Source organism: Pseudidiomarina halophila (genome assembly GCF_003987215.1).
Classification (GTDB): Bacteria; Pseudomonadota; Gammaproteobacteria; order Enterobacterales; family Alteromonadaceae; genus Pseudidiomarina; species Pseudidiomarina halophila.
In genome coordinates this window covers 552,779-572,584 of the sequence record NZ_PIPW01000001.1, presented here as the reverse complement: position 1 = coordinate 572,584, position 19,806 = coordinate 552,779, and the positions used below count along the sequence as shown (strand labels likewise).

At 51.3% G+C, this 19,806-nt stretch carries 20 protein-coding genes and 1 tRNA gene; 8 read left to right on the top strand and 13 right to left on the bottom strand.

Annotation, left to right across the window (positions count from 1 at the left end; genetic code table 11):
• Positions 1-12 precede the first annotated feature (12 nt).
• The 3 genes from CWI69_RS02745 to rpoE are packed head-to-tail and all read right to left on the bottom strand — an operon-like array spanning position 13 to position 2,191.
• Positions 13-996 carry a MucB/RseB C-terminal domain-containing protein gene (locus tag CWI69_RS02745; protein WP_198678869.1) on the bottom strand — a complete coding sequence of 328 codons (984 nt, stop codon included), beginning with the start codon at positions 994-996 and terminating at the stop codon, positions 13-15.
• On the bottom strand, positions 986-1,594 hold the full coding sequence (locus CWI69_RS02740; RefSeq protein WP_126761661.1) for a sigma-E factor negative regulatory protein: 609 nt from the start codon (positions 1,592-1,594) through the stop codon (positions 986-988). Before CWI69_RS02740 ends, CWI69_RS02745 begins: the two co-directional genes overlap by 11 nt.
• 18 nt (positions 1,595-1,612) lie before the next feature.
• Positions 1,613-2,191, bottom strand: a complete 579-nt coding sequence (gene rpoE / locus CWI69_RS02735) for an RNA polymerase sigma factor RpoE (protein ID WP_126761659.1) — start codon at positions 2,189-2,191, stop codon at positions 1,613-1,615.
• A gap of 182 nt (positions 2,192-2,373) precedes the next feature.
• Here rpoE and nadB point away from each other — a divergent pair, with 182 nt between their 5' ends.
• A complete protein-coding gene (nadB, locus tag CWI69_RS02730) occupies positions 2,374-3,978 on the top strand; it encodes an L-aspartate oxidase (protein WP_126761657.1) in 1,605 nt (534 codons plus the stop codon).
• Here nadB and CWI69_RS02725 read toward each other — a convergent pair.
• Together CWI69_RS02725 and CWI69_RS02720 are read right to left on the bottom strand one after the other, a co-directional pair.
• Positions 3,952-4,242, bottom strand: a complete 291-nt coding sequence (locus CWI69_RS02725; RefSeq protein ID WP_126761655.1) for a hypothetical protein — start codon at positions 4,240-4,242, stop codon at positions 3,952-3,954. The genes nadB and CWI69_RS02725 overlap by 27 nt on opposite strands.
• A gap of 1 nt (position 4,243) precedes the next feature.
• Entirely contained in the window at positions 4,244-4,516 is a 273-nt protein-coding gene (locus CWI69_RS02720) for an FAD assembly factor SdhE (protein WP_126761653.1), read from the bottom strand.
• 78 nt (positions 4,517-4,594) lie between these two features.
• On the opposite strand from CWI69_RS02720, the gene ygfZ reads away from it, so the two are divergent.
• From ygfZ to CWI69_RS02690, 6 genes are all read left to right on the top strand, one after another.
• Positions 4,595-5,539 carry a tRNA-modifying protein YgfZ gene (ygfZ, locus tag CWI69_RS02715; RefSeq protein WP_241971017.1) on the top strand — a complete coding sequence of 315 codons (945 nt, stop codon included), beginning with the start codon at positions 4,595-4,597 and terminating at the stop codon, positions 5,537-5,539.
• Positions 5,536-6,024, top strand: coding sequence for an FKBP-type peptidyl-prolyl cis-trans isomerase (locus tag CWI69_RS02710; protein WP_126761649.1), 489 nt, complete (start codon positions 5,536-5,538; stop codon positions 6,022-6,024). Before ygfZ ends, CWI69_RS02710 begins: the two co-directional genes overlap by 4 nt.
• Positions 6,025-6,194: 170 nt before the next feature.
• The gene (locus CWI69_RS02705; protein ID WP_126761647.1) at positions 6,195-7,349 is read left to right on the top strand and encodes a trans-sulfuration enzyme family protein; all 1,155 of its coding nucleotides are present in this window, start codon (positions 6,195-6,197) and stop codon (positions 7,347-7,349) included.
• 87 nt (positions 7,350-7,436) lie between these two features.
• Entirely contained in the window at positions 7,437-8,891 is a 1,455-nt protein-coding gene (locus tag CWI69_RS02700; RefSeq protein WP_126761645.1) for a TrkH family potassium uptake protein, read from the top strand.
• 15 nt (positions 8,892-8,906) lie between these two features.
• Complete coding sequence (locus CWI69_RS02695) at positions 8,907-9,992, top strand: sensor histidine kinase (RefSeq protein WP_126761643.1); 1,086 nt, start codon at positions 8,907-8,909, stop codon at positions 9,990-9,992.
• Entirely contained in the window at positions 9,989-10,699 is a 711-nt protein-coding gene (locus CWI69_RS02690; protein ID WP_126761642.1) for a response regulator, read from the top strand. The genes CWI69_RS02695 and CWI69_RS02690 overlap by 4 nt, the downstream gene beginning before the upstream one ends.
• Here the strand turns inward: CWI69_RS02690 and lysS are convergent.
• From lysS to xerD, 5 genes are all read right to left on the bottom strand, one after another.
• The gene (gene lysS / locus CWI69_RS02685) at positions 10,686-12,209 is read right to left on the bottom strand and encodes a lysine--tRNA ligase (protein ID WP_126761640.1); all 1,524 of its coding nucleotides are present in this window, start codon (positions 12,207-12,209) and stop codon (positions 10,686-10,688) included. The two genes, CWI69_RS02690 and lysS, sit on opposite strands and share 14 nt — an antisense overlap.
• 58 nt (positions 12,210-12,267) lie before the next feature.
• Positions 12,268-13,366, bottom strand: a protein-coding gene (gene prfB / locus CWI69_RS02680; protein ID WP_126761638.1) for a peptide chain release factor 2 whose coding sequence is annotated in 2 segments (ribosomal slippage) — positions 12,268-13,290 and positions 13,292-13,366 — 1,098 coding nt in all. Because the reading frame shifts where the segments join, the coding sequence is not laid out codon by codon here.
• Between the two features lie 43 nt (positions 13,367-13,409).
• Positions 13,410-15,068 carry a single-stranded-DNA-specific exonuclease RecJ gene (gene recJ, locus CWI69_RS02675; RefSeq protein WP_126762807.1) on the bottom strand — a complete coding sequence of 553 codons (1,659 nt, stop codon included), beginning with the start codon at positions 15,066-15,068 and terminating at the stop codon, positions 13,410-13,412.
• 78 nt (positions 15,069-15,146) lie between these two features.
• A complete protein-coding gene (dsbC, locus tag CWI69_RS02670; RefSeq protein WP_126761636.1) occupies positions 15,147-15,863 on the bottom strand; it encodes a bifunctional protein-disulfide isomerase/oxidoreductase DsbC in 717 nt (238 codons plus the stop codon).
• Between the two features lie 72 nt (positions 15,864-15,935).
• Positions 15,936-16,883, bottom strand: a complete 948-nt coding sequence (gene xerD / locus CWI69_RS02665; protein WP_126762805.1) for a site-specific tyrosine recombinase XerD — start codon at positions 16,881-16,883, stop codon at positions 15,936-15,938.
• 51 nt (positions 16,884-16,934) lie between these two features.
• Between xerD and CWI69_RS02660 the strand changes: the two genes are divergently transcribed.
• Positions 16,935-17,019, top strand: a tRNA-Tyr gene (locus tag CWI69_RS02660).
• 5 nt (positions 17,020-17,024) lie between these two features.
• Here the strand turns inward: CWI69_RS02660 and CWI69_RS02655 are convergent.
• The 3 genes from CWI69_RS02655 to CWI69_RS02645 are packed head-to-tail and all read right to left on the bottom strand — an operon-like array spanning position 17,025 to position 19,804.
• Complete coding sequence (locus CWI69_RS02655; protein WP_126761634.1) at positions 17,025-17,993, bottom strand: NAD(P)H-quinone oxidoreductase; 969 nt, start codon at positions 17,991-17,993, stop codon at positions 17,025-17,027.
• Positions 17,994-18,014: 21 nt separating this feature from the next.
• Positions 18,015-18,851 carry a pirin family protein gene (locus CWI69_RS02650; RefSeq protein WP_126761632.1) on the bottom strand — a complete coding sequence of 279 codons (837 nt, stop codon included), beginning with the start codon at positions 18,849-18,851 and terminating at the stop codon, positions 18,015-18,017.
• Positions 18,848-19,804, bottom strand: coding sequence for a glutathione S-transferase family protein (locus tag CWI69_RS02645; RefSeq protein ID WP_126761630.1), 957 nt, complete (start codon positions 19,802-19,804; stop codon positions 18,848-18,850). The genes CWI69_RS02650 and CWI69_RS02645 overlap by 4 nt, the downstream gene beginning before the upstream one ends.
• Positions 19,805-19,806: the final 2 nt, after the last annotated feature.

Below are 19,806 nucleotides of genomic sequence, written 5' to 3'. Positions count from 1 at the left end.
TTGGCCGTTTAACTAGGTAGCTGGCTGCATGCTTTCAGCAATTCGCTGCAAGGTGCTGACTGGAAGTTTACCGACAACAGTGATGGCAAACTCTCCCTGATTGAGATTAAACAGTGACTCAGGTCCTTTCAACGCCAGTTCAGGCAATGCCTGTTGCTGACTCTGGCTAACGTAAATCGAGACTTCAGTAAGCCCATCAGTATAAAGGAAGTAGTCACTCGGTAGTCGTGTCTCTGCGATCCGTCGGTGGCTGGCCCGCAATAGTTTAAACCCAGCAGGCAGCCATTGCGGTTCGAGGCTAAACTGCGGCGGTTCCATATTGCGTATTTCATGCAGTCGCGGCGGACGGGGTACACCACGTAAGTCACTGAGGCTGATCGGCATCGATTCACGCTCGACAAACGTGGTGAGTTGGATCTGTTCGAGTACCTCACCTTGCGGCGTGGTCATCTGCATTTTTAACAGCATACCACTCTTCCGGTCGACCCATAATCCATAGTGGTAACGGTCATTGTCGCGACTTAAAATCCTCAGAAAATAGGTCGAACGCCCTGTAACACGCATGCCCCGGTCAACCAGAACCTGGTAATGAGGCTGCAGATTTTCGAAAGGCTGATAGAAGGCTGCGGGCAATAAGCCGTAGGTCACATCACTGTGCAGGGTGTAAGAGCTGTCGCTTGGCTGTGAATAATAAGAGGTATCGTCGCCGATTCGTACGCTACGCACATCGGCGCCATTCAGACGCACCACCAGTTCGACTTCGAGGCCGTCCTCATACACGCCATGAAGCCAGGTCATAGGTTCGAGACGGGCACCGCTACTTTTCACTAAAGTCGCTTCGAAATTGAGTTCACGAAGCGCACTCGACATTTGGTTAAACCAATACTCGGCGGACGACGAAGGGGCTTCTGCGACAGGAGTTTGCGCAATGACAGGGGCGGTAAAACTCACCAGTAGCAGCCCGGCAAGGCTGCCACGCCACCAGTTACTGGTCATTTTCCACTGGTTTTTTGTCCGATTCAGAATTTGTTTCAAGATTCTCATTTAACTGCTGCGCCTGCAATGAAAGCTGAAGTTGCTGTTGATGATCCAACATATAGGATTGCAGCAAACGGCTTTGCTGCGCAAGCTCAGCTTGCGTTGGTTCATTCGATTGCAGCACAGTATTGTAACTTACTGGGTTACGACCACCAATAGGTGCTGTGGCAAAAGCAGGCTGCACTGTCTCTTCTGGCACCACAGGTGCCGTTTGTTGCACAGAAAGTACAGCAACCAGAGCAACACTTGCGGCGATTGCGATACTGCCAGTAGGTCGCAACCAGCGTTGTATGCTTTGTTTACCAAACCGACCCTGAACAACTTTGCCCGGTTGTGCTTCGTTACTCACTCGTGCGGCAACGGCAGCACTAATATCCAGTGGTTGCTCAGTTGTCGCATCGCCTTTCATTACACGACCAATTAACGCATAACGTCCCCAAGCTTCTTGCGCTTCGGAATCGCTTAACAAAGTATCCAATTGCTGCTCCTGCTCCCGCGTATCGTCGATCGCGTTATCGAGCAGTGCTGATACTTGTTCATAGCTACGGTCTGTCATAAGGTTTCCTTTAACTTTTTAGCGCTCTAATAAGGGTTTTAATTGCGCGTCGATTGCTTCTCGAGCCCGGAAAATGCGTGACCGCACTGTTCCAATTGGACAATCCATCTCGATTGCAATTTCTTCGTACCCTAGCCCTTCTATTTCACGTAAGGTAATTGCCCGGCGGAGGTCTTCCGGTAATGCTTCTATTGTGCGCATCACCACATCGCGGATCTCATCCGTCAACAACAAACTTTCCGGTGATGCAGAATCACGCAGTGCACCTGCACCTTCGTAGTAATCTGCATCCTCTGCATCAACATCTGAAGCCGGTGGCTTACGCCCCTGAGACACCAGATAATTTTTCGCAGTATTCACGGCAATGCGGTACAACCATGTGTAGAACGCACTCTCGCCCCGAAAGTTCCCAATCGCCCGGTAAGCTTTTATAAAAGCTTCCTGAGCCACGTCCGGAACATCTGCTGCCTGCTTTACGTAACGCGAAATCAGGCTCATTACTTTGTGCTGATATTTTTTAACCAACAGGTCAAAAGCCTGTTGGTCACCCTGCTGTACTCGCAGTACGAGGGCTTTATCAGTATCTTGTTCGCTCATCTGAGCCTGTTCTCCTCAACCCATATCGTGTACTGCGAACCAGGCCCAAGCTCTTATGAAATGCATGTTGCAAATTCAGACCGGAGCTTTGGTAAAAAGTTCGCAAAATAATTCTAAAAGAGTAAAATCGCTGTTATTCCATCGGTAAAACAGCGCTTTGCGCCGGGCTATTCCCCTACTTTATGAAACAAGTCATCGATTATCAATGCGACGTACTTATTATCGGCAGTGGCGCTGCTGGTCTCACACTGGCTCTGCACCTTGCTGATCACGCTCAGGTTCTGGTGCTTTCCAAAGGCCCGCTCACTGAAGGATCGACCTATTACGCGCAGGGCGGTATCGCCGCGGTCTTCGATGAAGATGATAGCATTGAAAGCCACATTCAGGATACGTTGGTCGCTGGTGCGGGTCTCTGCGACCCTGAGGCGGTTGCTTATACGACGTCAAACGCACGAAAAAGTTTACAGTGGCTGATTGACCTCGGCGTTGGTTTTGATCGTGTCGACGCCGCCGACAGCGCGTCTAAATTTCACCTGAACCAGGAAGGTGGCCACAGCCACCGCCGGATTTTACACGCCGCTGATGCTACCGGTAAGGCCGTACAAACCACGCTCGTTGGTAAAGTTAAAGCGCATTCCAACATTCGTATTCTGGAGCGCTACAATGCGGTTGATCTGATTACCAGCCGGCAAACCAATAAACAACAACAGGTATACGGAGCCTATATCTGGAACCGGGCCGCGGAACGTGTCGAAACCGTTGCCGCTAAATTTGTAGCTCTGGCCACCGGTGGCGCCAGCAAAGTCTATCAGTACACCTCGAATCCGGATGTTGCCAGTGGTGATGGTATTGCCATGGCGTGGCGAGCCGGTTGCCGCGTAGGTAACATGGAGTTCAATCAGTTCCACCCAACCTGTTTGTTCCATCCTAATGCACATTCATTCCTGCTCACCGAAGCCCTGCGCGGTGAAGGTGCGGTGTTAAAGCGTCCGGATGGAAGTCGTTTTATGCCAGACTTTCATGACGCTGCGGAACTTGCGCCACGGGATGTTGTGGCCCGCGCCATCGATTATGAAATGAAGCGACTGGGTGCAGACTGTATGTACCTTGATATCTCGCATAAACCTGCAGAATTCATTCGCGATCACTTTCCCACCATCTACGAAAAATGTCTAAGTTTAGGCATTGATATTACCCGCGAAGCCATGCCTGTCGTGCCAGCGGCGCATTACACCTGTGGCGGCGTGATGACAGATTTACACGCGCAAACCGACATCCCGCATTTATATGCGATTGGTGAGGTTGCCTGCACGGGTTTGCACGGCGCAAACCGAATGGCCAGTAACTCATTGCTGGAATGTGTGGTGTTCGCTCAGGCCGCCGCTGAAGATATCTGTATACAATTAGCCGGCGCCCAACTGCATTTAGACTTACCCGGCTGGGATGAAAGCAAGGTCACCAATTCTGATGAAGAGGTAATCATTCAGCATAACTGGCATGAACTGCGTTTATTTATGTGGGATTACGTAGGTATTGTGCGCACCAATAAACGTTTGGAGCGAGCTTTACGGCGAATCGAATTGTTGCAGCAGGAAATCCATGAGTACTATAGTCATTTCAGGGTGAGTAATAACCTGCTGGAACTGCGCAATCTGGTACAGGTAGCGGAACTCATTGTCCGCTCAGCCATGCAACGTAAAGAAAGCCGCGGCCTGCATTACAATCTGGATTATCCGGAAACGCTAACACTGGCCCATCCGTCAGTGCTCACGCCAGGCCAGAAATAGTCGTCGGCAACGCGCAAATGCGAGGCCGTCGGTCCAGAATGCGCAACACATCCACCACCGTGGTGCGCTCTGTAGCTCACCACATTGCACCCGATCAAATCGCACGATAATGAACCAGGGTGTTATAAAAATTGCACCGGGTTGGGTCATTTGCCAAAGCGCAAAAGTATCCAGTCGCCAGAGTTGTCGTTGCTCTGTATCCACCGCCCACACTGACGGTGCCAGACGGCACCAGCGCCAGGGGCTCTGGCAACAGAGCCACATCTCAGACTTTCACCCGACTCAGAATAAAATCAACCATGCCTTTAAGTTCTTCATCTTCGCAGGCCTGATGCCCCATAAACCAGGCAAAAAGATCAGGATCATCACAGGTTAATAAGCGCCGGAAAGCCGCTTGCTGGGCCTCATCCAAATCATCATAAGCCTCCTCGACAAATGGCATGAAAAGTACATCGAGTTCCAACATGCCACGGCGACACGCCCATCGCATACGGTTCTTATTACGTAAGCTGTCTGCATTTTGTTGTAACTTTTGCATAGGATCCTGTTGTGCCCCTTGTTAAATAAAAATCTGTCCCCACCTATCTGACATAGACGCGAAACAACGAGGTTGATTGTGTTAACGACAGAGTTTACCAAAGCTCCGCCCGAATACGTAACGGTTTCACTTGATGATCATGGGATTCTTCAGGTTTCGGGCCCCGATACTGAAAGATTTTTGCAAGGACAGTTCACCTGTGACCTTGCTCAGCTATCTGAACAGGATTGGTTATACGGTGCCCATTGCGACAATAAGGGTAAAACCCTGAGTGTATTTTGGATTCTGCGTTATGGCGATGGCGTACTCATAGTTACGTCTCAGCCGGGCTTAGAAGCAACATTAAACCAACTGCAGAAGTATGGTGTCTTTAATAAGGTTGAGATCCGCGATGCCACCGCCGACTTTCAATTGCTGGGTGTGTTTGGCACAGCGGCACCTGCCCGGCTGGCAGAGTCACTGGGGACGCCACTTAACGAAGCCGACAGCAACAGCGTCAGTCGCAGCGACCAGGCTGTTGTACTAAGTCTGGGCACTCAACCGGATCAGTACCTTTGCCTGAATCAGGGCGAGCCTCTGCCGACCAACTCGGATCTACGCTATTGGCATGCGTTGGAAATCGAACGTGGCCGGCCGACCCTGTTTTCAGGTACAATACAAGAATTCGTACCCCAAATGCTGAATGTTCAGGCACTGAACGGCATAAGTTTTAGTAAGGGGTGTTATATCGGCCAGGAGACGGTGGCCCGAATGAAATATTTGGGCAAGCAAAAGCGTGCACTATTTCGCCTAAGTGGACACGGCAAGCCAGTTACAACAGGTGCAATTGTTGAACAACAGCTTGGTGAAAACTGGCGACGTGCAGGCACGGTAATAAATGCAGTGAGCCGTGCTGACCAACATCTTGATGTGTTAGCGGTACTTCCGAGTGATATCGAAAGCACCACACCACTACGCATTAAAGATGATGACGCGAGTCTTCTGGAAATTTACCCACTGCCCTATAAATTGGATGAATCATGACTCAAACCATTAGCCAAGACAAAGTTGTCGGCATTCACTACACCGTGAAAACTGCCGAAGGACAAACGTTAGACCAATCTAAAGAAGGTCAACCGTTACAGTTTATCTTTGGTCGCGGCATGTTGATTAAAGGTCTCGAAGACGCACTTGCAGGTAAAAGCGAAGGCGACAAATTTAACACCACTATCGCGCCTGAAAACGCGTACGGCGAGCGTCACGACGGCTTGATCCAGACAGTTCCCCGTAACTTGTTCGGCGACAACCCAGTCGAACCAGGCATGCAGTTCCGTGCCAGCACTGATCATGGTGAACAGTCAGTAGTTATTGTCGAAGTTAACGACGAGCAAGTCACTGTCGATGGTAACCATCCATTAGCGGGAACTGAGCTTACCTTTGACGTTGAAGTTGTTGAAGTACGTGATGCTGACCCAAGCGAGCTTGAGCACGGTCATGTTCACACTGACGGCGATCACGATCACGCTTAATCGCATCAGCGGATAGTCGTTAATACACGATGTCCGTTATGCACCAAGCACCATTGAAAAGCGCAGCCTATCAGGCTGCGTTTTTTTATTCCTTGCTAGTCCTTTTCAACCGCTCATCATTTCTATAATCTAAGCGTCTCAAACCTTTGTAACCGCTCACGAGAAACCTTATGTCTGGGAAAACCTACCCGTACTCTGCTGCAACCGCTTTGGCTCAGTCTTTGGGCAAAATTGATCAGGAAACCCAGGCTGTCGTACCGCCCATTCACGTAGCCACCACCTACCTGCGCGGTACTGACAACAGTTATCCCAACGGCCGTGTCTATTCGCGTGCGGATAATCCAACCTATCAACCGGTGGAAGCATTGCTATGCCAGCTCGAACAGGGGCACGAAGCGTTGCTTTTCGGCTCGGGAATGGCTGCTGCCACTGCCGTCTTCCAAGGCTTACGTCCCGGCGACCATGTGCTTGCACCAAAAGTGATGTACTGGTCCCTGCGCAACTGGCTGCTGAACTTTGCCACCGACTGGGGCTTGCAGATTGAGTTTATCGATATGACCGATGTGGATACCTTGGCCCGGCACCTGCAACCCCAACGTACAAAGTTGGTATGGTTAGAGACGCCTGGGAATCCGCTCTGGTGCGTCAGTGATATCGCCGCCATTGCCGAACACGCACATGCCGCGGGCGCCAAGGTTGCGGTCGATTCGACATGTGCAACGCCGTTATTAAGCCAACCACTGGTTCTGGGCGCGGATATTGTCATGCACTCGGCGACTAAATACCTTAACGGCCACTCAGATGTGATTGCCGGCGCACTGATCACCGCCCGCGATGACGCCTATTGGCAACGTATCCGCCTGGTACGCTCACAGGGCGGAGCGGTGCCAAGCCCACACGATGCAGCGCAGCTGCTACGAGGCATGCGCACCATGCACTTGCGTGTGCGCGAGTCCTGCAGCACCGCGCAGTTTATCGCGGAGCAACTGGAACAGCATGAGGCTGTTGCAGAAGTTCTTTATCCTGGCTTGCCATCCTTCGCTGGCCATGCCATTGCCAGGCAACAAATGCACGGTGGTTTTGGCGGTATGCTGTCGGTACGGTTACGCGATGGTGCTGCGGCTGCGATCCACGTGGCTGCTCATACCCGGTTATGGAAGCGGGCAACGTCACTTGGCGGGGTCGAGAGTCTCATTGAGCATCGAGCCAGTATTGAAGGCACTGGTACCCCCTGCCCTGACGATTTACTACGTATGTCGTGCGGCATCGAGGACAAACACGAATTGCTCGAGGATTTTCTGCAAGCCTTAAAAACCTTTATATAATTTTTACGGCAATCGGCTATTGCCAGCTAGTATCTTTACGCAGCGAGTAATTATGCTAGCTGGAACCTTTCCCAACGCACAACAAGCATGGTTCGCTTTAATACAGTTACCCGCTTATTAGCTTTCCCATTGTTGTGGTTCAGTGCGATCCAGGCGGTTTTTGCCAGCCTGTCCGTCGTTGTCTTTGCCGACGGTGTCGCCACTGTATTTTTCGCGAGCAGCGCAGCCCTCGCCGTTCTAAGCGCCATTGTCCTGCTTCGGACGCCCAAAATTAATTACCAGTCCCTGTCGAATCAGGATGGTCTGGTCTTCGCGGTACTTACCTGGATTATTGCTGGTTTTGCCGGCGCAATACCCATCTATTTCATTACCAATGTGGGCTTCACCGATTCTGTGTTTGAGTCCATCAGTGGCCTGACCACGACGGGGGCGACAATTCTTGTCGGGCTGGACGCTATGCCCCCCAGTTTTCTGATGTACCGGCAGTTTTTACAGTGGACCGGCGGACTGGGCGTCGTTATTTTCGTGGTTGCCATTTTGCCCATGCTCAACGTCGGTGGTATGCGGCTGCTTATGGCCGAAACTCCCGGGCCGATGAAAAATGATAAGGTAGCTCCGCGAGTTAAATCAGCAACGCGCTATTTGTGGCTTGTATACGTGACGCTCACCTGTCTGTGCGCTTTTGCCTACTGGCTTGCCGGCATGTCTGCGTACGATGCCGTTGCCCATAGTTTTACCACTGTCTCAACCGGTGGTTTTTCAACGCATGATGCCAGTATGGGCTATTTTGAAAGTCCATTGTTACTTTGGGTTGCAAACGTATTTATGTGTTTAGGTGCGATTAGTTTTGCCTTGCACTATCGGGTTCACAGTAAGCGGGAATGGCTCGGTTACTGGCGCGATGAAGAAACCCGGGTATTTGTCAGCATTATTGTCGTTGCCTGTCTGCTCATGACAGGTTATCTCATCGTAAGCTCCAGCTATTCAGATAACTTTACCGCACTAACTCAGGCCAGCTTCCATATTGTTTCTTTCATGACCAGTACCGGTTATGGAGCGACAGATTTATCGCTCTGGCCAAGTGCAACACCGCTGTTTCTGGTTTTTATGAGTTACCTTGGCGGCTGCGCAGGCTCAACCGCCGGCGGCAACAAAGTCATCCGCGACATCATTACATTCAAAGTCGTGCGGCAGCAATTGTTTTTGCTGGTTCATCCCCATGCAGTAAAAACCATTCGCTACCATCAGCAAACGGTTTCCCATACCATCGTCAGTGCCGTCCTGGCTTTTATGACCATTGCCGCCGCGACCACTCTGGTTTTTACTGTCTTATTGATGGCGACGGGACTCGACTTCTGGAGCTCTTTTACCGCTGTCTCAGCCTGTATCAATGTGCTGGGTCCTGGCTTTGGTGAAGTCGGCAGCAATTTCATCGTGGTTAGCGATACCGGGATCTGGCTTTTAAATTTAGCCATGTTGTTAGGCCGGCTTGAATACTTCACACTAATCGCCCTACTATTGCCTACTTTCTGGCGTGGCTAGCTTTTGGAGTAAGTTATGAAATCGCGTTTTGTCTGGTCCCGACATCAGCTGGTGATGGAATTTATCCTGGTTCTCGCAGTGATGGCATTGACCGGTGTGCTGGCCTTTATTCTTGAGCGTTGGTTACTGCCAAGTTCGGGCACCGCGTTGCTGCTGCTGCTCGGCGTTATAGGTTCAGCGGTGCTTACTTCGTTCCGGGGCGCTGTCTTTGCTGCGTTTATTGGTGCACTTACCTTTAACGTGATGTTCACCACCCCGCGGGGCACCTTACACATGGCCGAGCTGGACGAGATCGCGACGCTCGGGGTGTTCATTGGGACAGCTATGATCAGCAGCTATTGGGTTCTTCGCGATCGTTTTGCGCGCTCTGAGCTGCGGGCCGCTGAGTTAAAATCGCAACTTTTGCTCTCCTTGTCTCACGATTTACGCACGCCGTTAGCAAGTGTTGTCGGTAACCTGACCACACTGCTTGATTACAGCCCCCGGCTAACCCGTACCGAACAAAACGAGCTGATAAGTAACGCCATCCGTGAAGCTGATCGGTTACAACATTATCTCGAGAATTTACTGCAAGCCACGCGTCTGGAATACAAATCCGTCCAGGTGAACAAACAACCCATAGCTATCACACAATTGATGCAAGCCGTCATTGATCGGTTTGACCCGGAAGAATCGCCGGCACTGCTGGAAATTGAGGCGAATGGCGTTTGTGTTAACGCCCAGCCAGCACTACTGGAGCAAGCCATATACAATATTCTTGATAATGCTTTTCGCTACCGCGCGACAGAAACGCAGGTTCAGGTTCGCAGCCACTACAACGCCCTGACAAATCAGCTACAACTCACTATCGTTAACTCAGTTCGCGAGGATTTCGACGCCAAACAACTTGAGTCCTGGGGGCAGCCATTTATCAGTCATCGCATACGCGATCGGGGTGATGGCGGACTGGGACTTGGTATTGCGGTCGCCTACGGTATCATTGCCGCCCATGAAGGTGAAATTACTGCCGAGCTGGACGAGCACCAACGCGAACTAAGTGTCAGCATTATCTTTCGTGACATAGCTACTGAAGCTCTAACTGCAGGGGCAAACGACTCATGACGCAGACCAAACCCGTGGTATTACTCATCGAGGATGAAGCACGAATTCGTGCGTTTATCCGGATCTCCCTGCAAGCCGAAGGATTTTCGGTCGTTGAAGCTGGAAACGCCCAGTTAGGTCGAGAGCTATTCTCAGAGATCGACTGCGACATCGTTATTCTGGATCTTGGATTACCTGATCAGGACGGTCAGGAATTAATAGTGGAATTGCGCCGGCAGGAAAGCTTACCTATTTTAGTTCTGAGCGCACGCGATGATGAAGAAGAGAAGATAAGAGCGTTCGACGCCGGGGCAAATGATTATTTAACCAAGCCTTTCGGTATTCGCGAGCTGGTCGCACGCCTGAAAGTGCTGATTAGAGATTTAGCGAAGTATGACACACCAGCGCCACAACAACGACTTGCGTTTGATGGGCTTACCATCGACTACCCACAACATACTGTCGTCCACAACGATGCGGTTGTAAAGTTGTCGCCGAAGGAGTTTGAGTTACTTTGGTTGCTAGCCAGTAATTACCAAAAGCTACTGCTTCAGAAAGATATCCTGACCTCAGTCTGGGGTGTCCAGCATCGCCAGGATACTCACTATTTACGTATTTTCATCAGCCAGCTCCGGCGCAAATTAAACGACAGTAGCCGGGACCCAGGCATCATCGAAACACTGCCGGGCATCGGCTACCGCTTTTTACTTGCGCCTAAGCAGAAGTAGCTTTACGGGGACGCATGTGCGGGAATAACAGCACATCACGGATCGATGGCGAGTCGGTCAACAACATCACCAGCCGGTCAATGCCGATGCCTTCACCGGCCGTAGGCGGTAAACCATGTTCAAGTGCCGTGATGTAATCTTCATCGAAGAACATCGCTTCATCGTCACCAGCCTCTTTTTGCTCCACCTGATGCTGGAAACGCGCCGCCTGATCTTCGGCATCGTTCAACTCAGAAAAGCCATTCGCTAACTCACGGCCGCCAACAAAGAACTCAAAACGATCGGTGATGTGTGGGTCATTATCATTACGGCGTGCTAACGGCGAAACTTCTGCCGGATAAGCCGTAATAAAGGTTGGCTGGATAAGCTTATGCTCAGCAACCGTCTCGAAAATCTCGATTTGCACCTTGCCCAGGCCCCAATTCTTCTTCACATGAATACCAAGACTCTCCGCCAGGGATGACGCTTGTTCAAGGGTCGCAAGTTGCTCGGCAGACGCACTTGGCAGATGTTGTAAAATCGCCTCGTTCACTGTCATCCGTGCGAACGGCTGACTAAAATCGTATTCCACACCTTCACTGGTAAACTGGTTAGAACCAAGAATTTCCTTAGTCATGCCACGAAGCATCGACTCGGTTAAATCCATTAAGTCATTGAAATCCGCGTAGGCCCAGTAAAATTCAAGCATGGTGAATTCTGGGTTATGTCGAGTGGAAAGACCTTCATTACGGAAGTTACGATTGATCTCGAACACCTTCTCGAAACCACCAACCACCAGACGCTTCAAGTACAACTCAGGGGCAATTCGTAGGTACAATTCCATATCCAGAGCGTTATGGTGCGTCATAAAAGGACGTGCCGCAGCGCCACCAGGAATGGTCTGCATCATCGGTGTTTCAACTTCCAGAAATTGCTGTTCAGCCAGAAAGCGACGAATGTAATCAACAACTTTCGAGCGTACGATAAAGGTACGACGAGAGTCATCATTGGCAATAAGGTCAAGATAGCGTTGACGGTAACGGGTTTCCTGATCTGCCAGACCATGGAATTTATCCGGTAGTGGCCGTAGCGCTTTGGTCAACAGGCGGATGTCATCCACCTGAACACTCAGTTCACCAGTACCGGTAATAAATAAGGTACCAGTGGCGCCTATAATGTCACCCAAATCCCATTTTTTAAATTCCTGGTTATAGAATCCTTCCGGCAGATTATCACGGGCAACGTAAAGTTGAATCTGACCAGACATGTCTTTAATGGTCGCAAAACTCGCTTTGCCCATAATCCGGCGGGTCATCATACGACCTGCAACCGCAACCCGAATGCCCTTAGATGCTAGTTCTTCTTTTTCAACGTCATCAAATTCAGCATGCAGGTCAGCGGCAAGGTGTTCGCGACGAAAGTCGTTTGGAAACGCCACACCGCGTTCACGCAAAGCTTTTAATTTCGCCTTTCGCTGCGCAATCTGTTCGTTAACATCAACAACTTCATTGCCTTGCGTTTTATCTGTCATGGTCAAAAATCCTATAGTTTCTTTACTGCTACTGAAAAGGTACTCACAAAAGCCACGCTTAAAGTCCGGACTTTAAGCTCGCTTCAATAAATGGGTCTAATGCACCGTCAAGCACCGCCTGAGTATTGCGATTCTCGATTCCCGTGCGTAAATCTTTAATTCGCGCGTCGTCCAGAACATAAGAGCGGATTTGACTACCCCAGCCGATATCCGATTTACTGTCTTCCAATGCCTGTTTCTCTGACAATTGCTTTTGCAATTCGAGTTCGAATAATTTTGCGCGCAACTGTTTCATCGCCGCATCACGGTTTTTATGTTGCGAACGATCACTTTGGCACTGCACCACAATGCCCGTTGGTTCATGGGTAATACGAATCGCTGAGTCGGTGCGGTTGACGTGCTGTCCACCAGCGCCCGAAGCTCGATAAGTATCGACCCGTAAATCTGCCGGGTTGATTTCAATTTCAATTGAATCATCAATTTCCGGGTAAACAAAAACCGAAGCAAAAGATGTATGCCGACGGTTACCAGAATCAAACGGCGACTTGCGTACCAAGCGATGTACACCGGTTTCGGTACGTAACCAACCGTAAGCATAGTCACCCTGAACCCGCACCGTGGCGGATTTAATCCCGGCCACTTCGCCCTCCGACAATTCCGTCAGTTCAGTTTTAAACTCGTGACTCTCTGCCCAACGCAAATACATGCGCAGCAGCATATTCGCCCAATCTTGTGCCTCTGTGCCACCTGACCCCGACTGAATATCAAGGTAGCAGTCGGAGGAATCCTGTTCTCCGGAAAACATCCGCCGAAACTCTAACTTAGCTAACTGCTGTTCCAGTTGCTCAAGTTCCGCCACGGCTTCGTTATAGGTAGTTTCGTCTTCTGCCTCAACGGCCAGATCGACGAGCCCTTCAACATCTTCCAGGCCCTGGGCGAGCTGGTCTAAGGTTTCCACGACCTCTTCCAGGCTTGCCCGCTCCTTACCTAAGGATTGCGCCCGCTCTTGATCTTCCCATACTTTCGGGTCTTCAAGTTCACGGGTAACCTCTTCTAAACGCTCAACTTTTTGAGCGTAGTCAAAGATACCCCCGAAGCGCTTCACTGCGCTCACGCATCTCTTTCAGGGCAACATAGGTCGCATTAGTTTCAAACATAGTGAATCCGGCTCGTCCATTGATGAATACAAAGGGCGGCATTTTACCGTAAAGGTTCTAAATGCTCCACCAGCAGCTGCACATTGGTGCGGCCACGGAAATGATTTAACTGTAATTTGTAGACGATTTTCACCTGGCGTACAGCCAAATCTGGCCATAACTGTGTATCCACGTTAAAAGCAATGGCATCAATCATCACGCCGTCAGCACTGCGCAATACCAGTTTAAGGTGATTTTGTCCGACAATACGCTGTTGCACCAGCTCAAAAACCGCATCAAAACTCGGTTCCGGAAACCCCTGCCCCCATGGTCCTAAACCTTGCAACTGCTCCACAAAGGGTACAGTGAAGCAGGAGCCGTCGAGTTCGCCGTCGCTCCAGATTTGGCGTTTTAGATCGTGTTCATTAAGCCATTCTTGGGCAACTTGTTCAGCCATGACTTTGAAACGCTCAAGGTTTTCTTCCGGCAAAGACAGTCCCGCGGCCATGGCATGCCCGCCAAAACGACTGATAAGTTCAGGTTCAAGGCTGTGAATGCGTTCTAACAAATCGCGCATGTGCAACCCCGGAATCGAGCGCGCTGAGCCCTTCAGCAAGCCATCATCGCCTTCGGCAAAGGTAATGGTCGGTCGATGAAACTGCTCTTTCACCCGCCCCGCTACAATACCAATGACGCCCTGATGCCAGTTTTCCTGATGTAACACCAACAACGCTGGCAGCTCACTACTATCGAGCTGTAACTGACTGACATAGGCTGCAGCACTCTCGCGCATTTCGGTCTCAATTTCACGTCGCTGACCGTTGAGCTCATTAAGGTGTTGCGCCAGTGATTCTGCATGATCATAGTTTGGACTTAGTAAACACTCGATGCCTAAGCCCATATCATCCAACCGACCCGCCGCATTGATTCTCGGTGCCAGCGCAAAGCCCAGATCACTCGCCTGCAACCGGGCGGCATCACGCTGAGTAACAGCGAGCAACGCCTGAATGCCTGGCCGGCAATGCCCGCTACGGATGCGTTGCAAACCTTGCTGCACCAGAATCCGGTTGACACCATCAAGCTTAACCACGTCAGCCACAGTGCCTAACGCGACCAGATCAAGCCAGTCGGCAAGGTTAACCTGTGCCGCGGCATGTTGCCGTTGCCGCGCGGCGGCACGCACCGCCAGCAACAGGTAAAACGCAACCCCCACCCCGGCAATAGACTTGCTAGGAAAGTTACACGCCGGTTGGTTAGGATTTACAATGGCAAAAGCCGGAGGTAATTCGGCGCCCGCCAGATGATGATCGGTAACGATGACATCCAGCCCCGCCGCGTTCGCTGCAGCAACACCGGCATGACAGGAAATACCGCTGTCAACGGTGATCAACAGTTCTGCACCTTGTTGCTGCGCCGCACGCACTAAATTTGGTGAGAGTCCGTAGCCATCGGTAAAGCGATTCGGCACACAGTAATTGACCTTAGTCGCGCCCATCGCTCGTAATACGGACACCATTAACGCGGTCGAGGTGGCGCCATCGGCGTCGAAATCGCCGCAAATACAGATCACCTGATCGGCAATAATCGCATCCAAAATCCGCGCAGCCGCTTTCTCGCAATCGCGCAGCTGCTGAAAATGCGGTAAATGCTGCACCCGCAAGTCAAGCTGGGTCGCATCGGATACCCCACGCCGGGCCAGAATCTGGCGCAAAATCAGGGGCATTCCCGCTGGCAAATCGCCGAGCGGAACGTCCGCCCGGCGTTGTATCTCCACTGCTAAATCAACCACTGTGAAACAACATTATTGTCCGCTTTTCAGCATTCCGAGCAACCGCTCAGCCGGCACTAATCCCGGTAACATCTCGCCTGAAGGTAAAACGATCGCAGGCGTACCGCGCACCCCGAATTTGTTACCTAAAGCAAAATGTTCGTCGACTGGGTCATCACAGCTGGCGGCAGTTAAACGCTGGTCATTTTTCGCAGCATCGAGCGCTGCTTGCTGATCGTCTGAACACCAGACGGTTTTTAATTGCTGATACGCACTTCCCTGCAAACCACTGCGTGGCCAGGCCAGGTAACGGACAGAAATGCCAAGGTCATGGTAGGTATCGAGATTACTATGCAACTGGCGGCAATAACCACAGGTTGGATCAGTAAAAACAGTGATCATGTAGTCTTCATCGGCTGCCGGATAAACAATAGCTTCATCACTGACCTTAGCGATGTCAGTTTTACGCATTTCACGGATAGACGCTTCACTCACATTGACCGGCTCACTGCCGGTAATGTCATACAGGCGCCCGCCAATTAAGGTTTCACCATCAGCGGTGACATAAACCAGACCCTGATCGGTAATGACTTCATAAACGCCAGCAATGGTCGAGTCGTTTACCGCTTCAATTTTGAAGCCCATACGCTCAAGGTGTTGACTGTTGAAGCTTGTATCATCTTGCGCTGCGCCCTGTGGACTGCAGGCCAGTAAGCCAATTACGCTGGCCACTACGAGTAGTTGTTTCATGGATTTCCTAATTTTCAGCTGCTCATTATAATGCCGTCAGTTTATCGTGAATTCCGCCCAGCTGCAGCACTTTTAAGCGCGCGGATGGTGACTGGCATGAAGTTGCTGTAAACGTTCACGCGCAACGTGGGTATAGATTTGTGTGGTGGATAAGTCGCTATGACCTAGTAACATCTGTAGCACCCGCAAATCGGCACCGTGATTGAGTAAATGCGTAGCAAACGCATGCCGCAATGTGTGCGGAGACAGGTGTGAGCGAATGTCTGCCCGTTGCGCGTACAACTTAATCCGATGCCAGAACGCCTGACGGGTCAGTGGTCCCCCGCGACGGGTGATAAACACAAACTCACTGGGACTGGCGCTTAACGCCGGCCGGCCGTACTGTTGATACCGCTGTAACCACTCCAACGCTGTCTCACCAAGCGGTACCAGGCGCTCTTTGTTGCCTTTCCCGACCACCCGTACCAGCTCCTGCTGCATGGATACCTGGACAAAGCTCAAATGCACCAGTTCGGTTACCCGTAAGCCAGTGGCGTAGAGGACTTCCAGCATGGCGCGGTCACGCAACTGCACAGGATCATCTAAATCCGGCGCTTCCAGCAGGGCTTCGACTTCACTCTCGGCAAGACTGTGGGGAATCGCCTGCGGCTGTTTCGGCTGGCGCAACCGGGTGGTCGGGTCAGTGTTAACCAATCGCTCGGTCACCGCGTAATTGTAAAACTTTTTCAATGCGCTCAGCGCGCGGGCGGTGCTGCGTGGTGACAACCCCTGCTGGCGTCGCCACAACATATAATTTTCGATGATCTCGGTTTCGACGTTTAACAAATCCGCGTCTTCACCCTGAAAATCGAGTAAAAACTGATAAAACTTTTTCAGGTCCGTGCCATAAGCAGATGATGTGTTCTTACTGACGCCCTGCTTTAACCAGAGTCGCTCAAGGAAGGTGTTGATTAATTCAGCAGTAGTTGTCGACAAAATAAGCAGCCTGTTCAAGTCGGGCGATAAATTCCGGACATTCATCATAGCGGGGTTTACAGCCTGCCTCAATCTGCTATGATGCGGCGTCTTCGTGGAGGGGTTCCCGAGCGGCCAAAGGGATCAGACTGTAAATCTGACGGCTCAGCCTTCGCAGGTTCGAATCCTGCCCCCTCCACCATTTTCTTACCAGGCTAAAACTAATTTCCCCATCGTTCGGTTTTCTTTTAGTTGCTGCAGCGCTTGCGCCATGTCAGCAATAGGATACACCTGCTCGACTCGCGCTGTACACTTGCCGCTGCTTAGCAAGGGCCATACATTTTGCTCTAACGCGCGCATAATTCGTCCCTTAACGGTTAACGACTGATTACGCAACGTGCTGCCCTGAATCCGCTGGCGTTTCATCAATAAGCGCCCGGCATCCAATTGCGCGCTGCGACCTCCCATGAGACCGAGAACCACAATACGACCATCAACATTCAGTACCTGCTGATCGTCAGCCAGATAATCGCCGGCTACTGGATCGATAATGACATCCGCGCCGCCCCAGGCTTTAACCGCATCAACAAATGAGCCCTGGTGACGATTCCAGCCACCACTGGCACCAAGTTGTTGGCACAGCTTTAGCTTCTCGTCACTACCGGCGGTCACAAACACCGGATTACCCGACTGTACCGCCAACTGCAGTGCTGCCAGACCAACACTACTGGCACCCGCATGCAAAACTAGCCGCTCATTCGCCTGTAATGCAGCTATCTCATAAAGGTTAAACCACGCTGTCGCATAAGCTTCGCAAATCGCTGCGCCTTGCTCGAGGCTGAGGCCCTGCGGTAGTTTCGCAACTTGCTGTTCACTTACCAATACATGACTGGCATAACCACCGGCGGCCAAAAGTGCGCAGACCTCATCACCAACCTGCAGACGACTGACCGCAGGCCCGACCGCAACCACACGTCCGCTCGCCTCCAGGCCAAGTATCTCCGAGGCACCAGCTGGCGGTGGGTAATGTCCCGCCAACTGCATTAAGTCCGCGCGGTTAATACCGCTATGGCTAATGGCGATCACGACCTCATCGGCAACCGGGGTTGCCAGGTCAAAGTCGGTCTGTTTGGGCTGTCCTTGTTCAACAATAAAGCCGCTGGCGATGCTTGGCATGGCGATGGATAACTCCTGTTGCTACGCGGTCAGTTTGCCACTTTGATAATCTCGGATGGCTTGCTCAATTTCCGCTTGTGTATTCATCACAAATGGACCGTATTGTGCGACGGGTTCGCCAATCGGCCGACCTGATAACAGCAGCATGCCAGCCTCACCAGCGGAACGCAATGTCAGTACAGCATTGGGATCAAGACGGACCAGTTCGCCACGCGCGACTGCCTCGCCATTCACCTCGACCTCGCCCTGATAGACATACGCCAAACGGGTTTCCTGACCGTCCCCATGATGCTGCCATTCATCGCTGCCAGTAAACCGCACATCCAGCATTTGAAAGCCTTGCTCAGTTTGCTGTACCGGCCCCAGCAAAGGGCCTTCCGCAGCAGCTAACTCACCGGCAACAACTCTTACTGTGACTGCGCCAACCTGCAGTTCCGGAATTTTCTCGGCCGGATAGTCCGCCCACTCAGCTGCCGCCATTTTGTCTTTAGCTGGCAGGTTAATCCACAACTGAAAGCCCCACATCAGGCCGTCCACCTGTTGTGGCATCTCTGCATGAATGATACCACGTGCGGCCTTCATCCATTGCGCCCCGCCACCTGCCACCAGGCCGGTGTTGCCAACGGAATCTTTATGTTCCATACGTCCGGCCAGCATATAGGTCAGGGTCACAAAACCACGATGCGGGTGCGGCGGGAAACCGGCAATATAGTCATTAGGGTTGTCGGAGCGAAATTCATCAAGCATCAGAAAGGGATCCTGATAGCGCAAGCTCGGTTGATTGACAATTCGGGTCAGCTTAACTCCCGCACCATCTTGTGCAGGTATGCCCCGATGACGACTTAAAATAACACTCATAGTACCTCCCCACGCCGATGTGATGCATGGAAATCAATTGCCGGACCGCGCGGAATGATCTGCGTCGGATTAATCATGGTGTGACTTGCATAGTAATGGGTTTTAATGTGATCCATAACCACGGTTCCGGCAACTCCAGGCACTTGATAAAGCGCTTTTACGTAGTCCCACAGAGCCGGATAATCAATGATGCGTTGTTGGTTAGTTTTAAAATGGCTGAAATACACCGTGTCAAACCTTACCAGTGTGGTAAACAGCCGCCAATCGGCCTCAGTCACCTGATCACCCGCCAAAAACCGTTGCCCGCTCAGTCGTTTTTCAAGCTTGTCGAGAGTCGCGAATAACGCATCAAAGGCTTCGTTATAGGCTGCCTGCCGGGTAGCAAAACCACACTTGTAAACGCCATTATTAATGGTGTCATAAACCAGATCGTTGACGGAATCGATTTCGTCACGCAGGCGCTCAGGGTAGAAGTCATGTGTGTTGCCGGTAATAGCATTAAATTCGCTGTTCAGCATGCGAATAATATCCGCCGACTCATTGCTGACAATGGTTTGCTTCTCTTTGTCCCATAGCACCGGTACGGTAACCCGCCCGCTATAGTCGGAGTCGGCACGCAAATACAACTGATACAGGTAGTCATTCTGGTAGAGCGGATCGGCAAGCTCATCGGCGCCAAACTCCCAGCCATTTTCAAGCATCAGTGGATGTACTGCTGAAACCGAAATATGCTCTTCCAGGCCCTTAAGCTTGCGGAAGATCAGGGTACGGTGTGCCCACGGACAAGCATAGGAAACATACAAGTGATAGCGACCGGATTGCGCTGGAAATTCCGCCTCAGTATCGGCACTTATCCAGTTACGAAACTGTGCGGCGCTACGCTCGAAACGACCCTCGTTTTCCTCGGTGTCGTACCATTTATCTTGCCATTGACCTTCTACTAATAATCCCATGG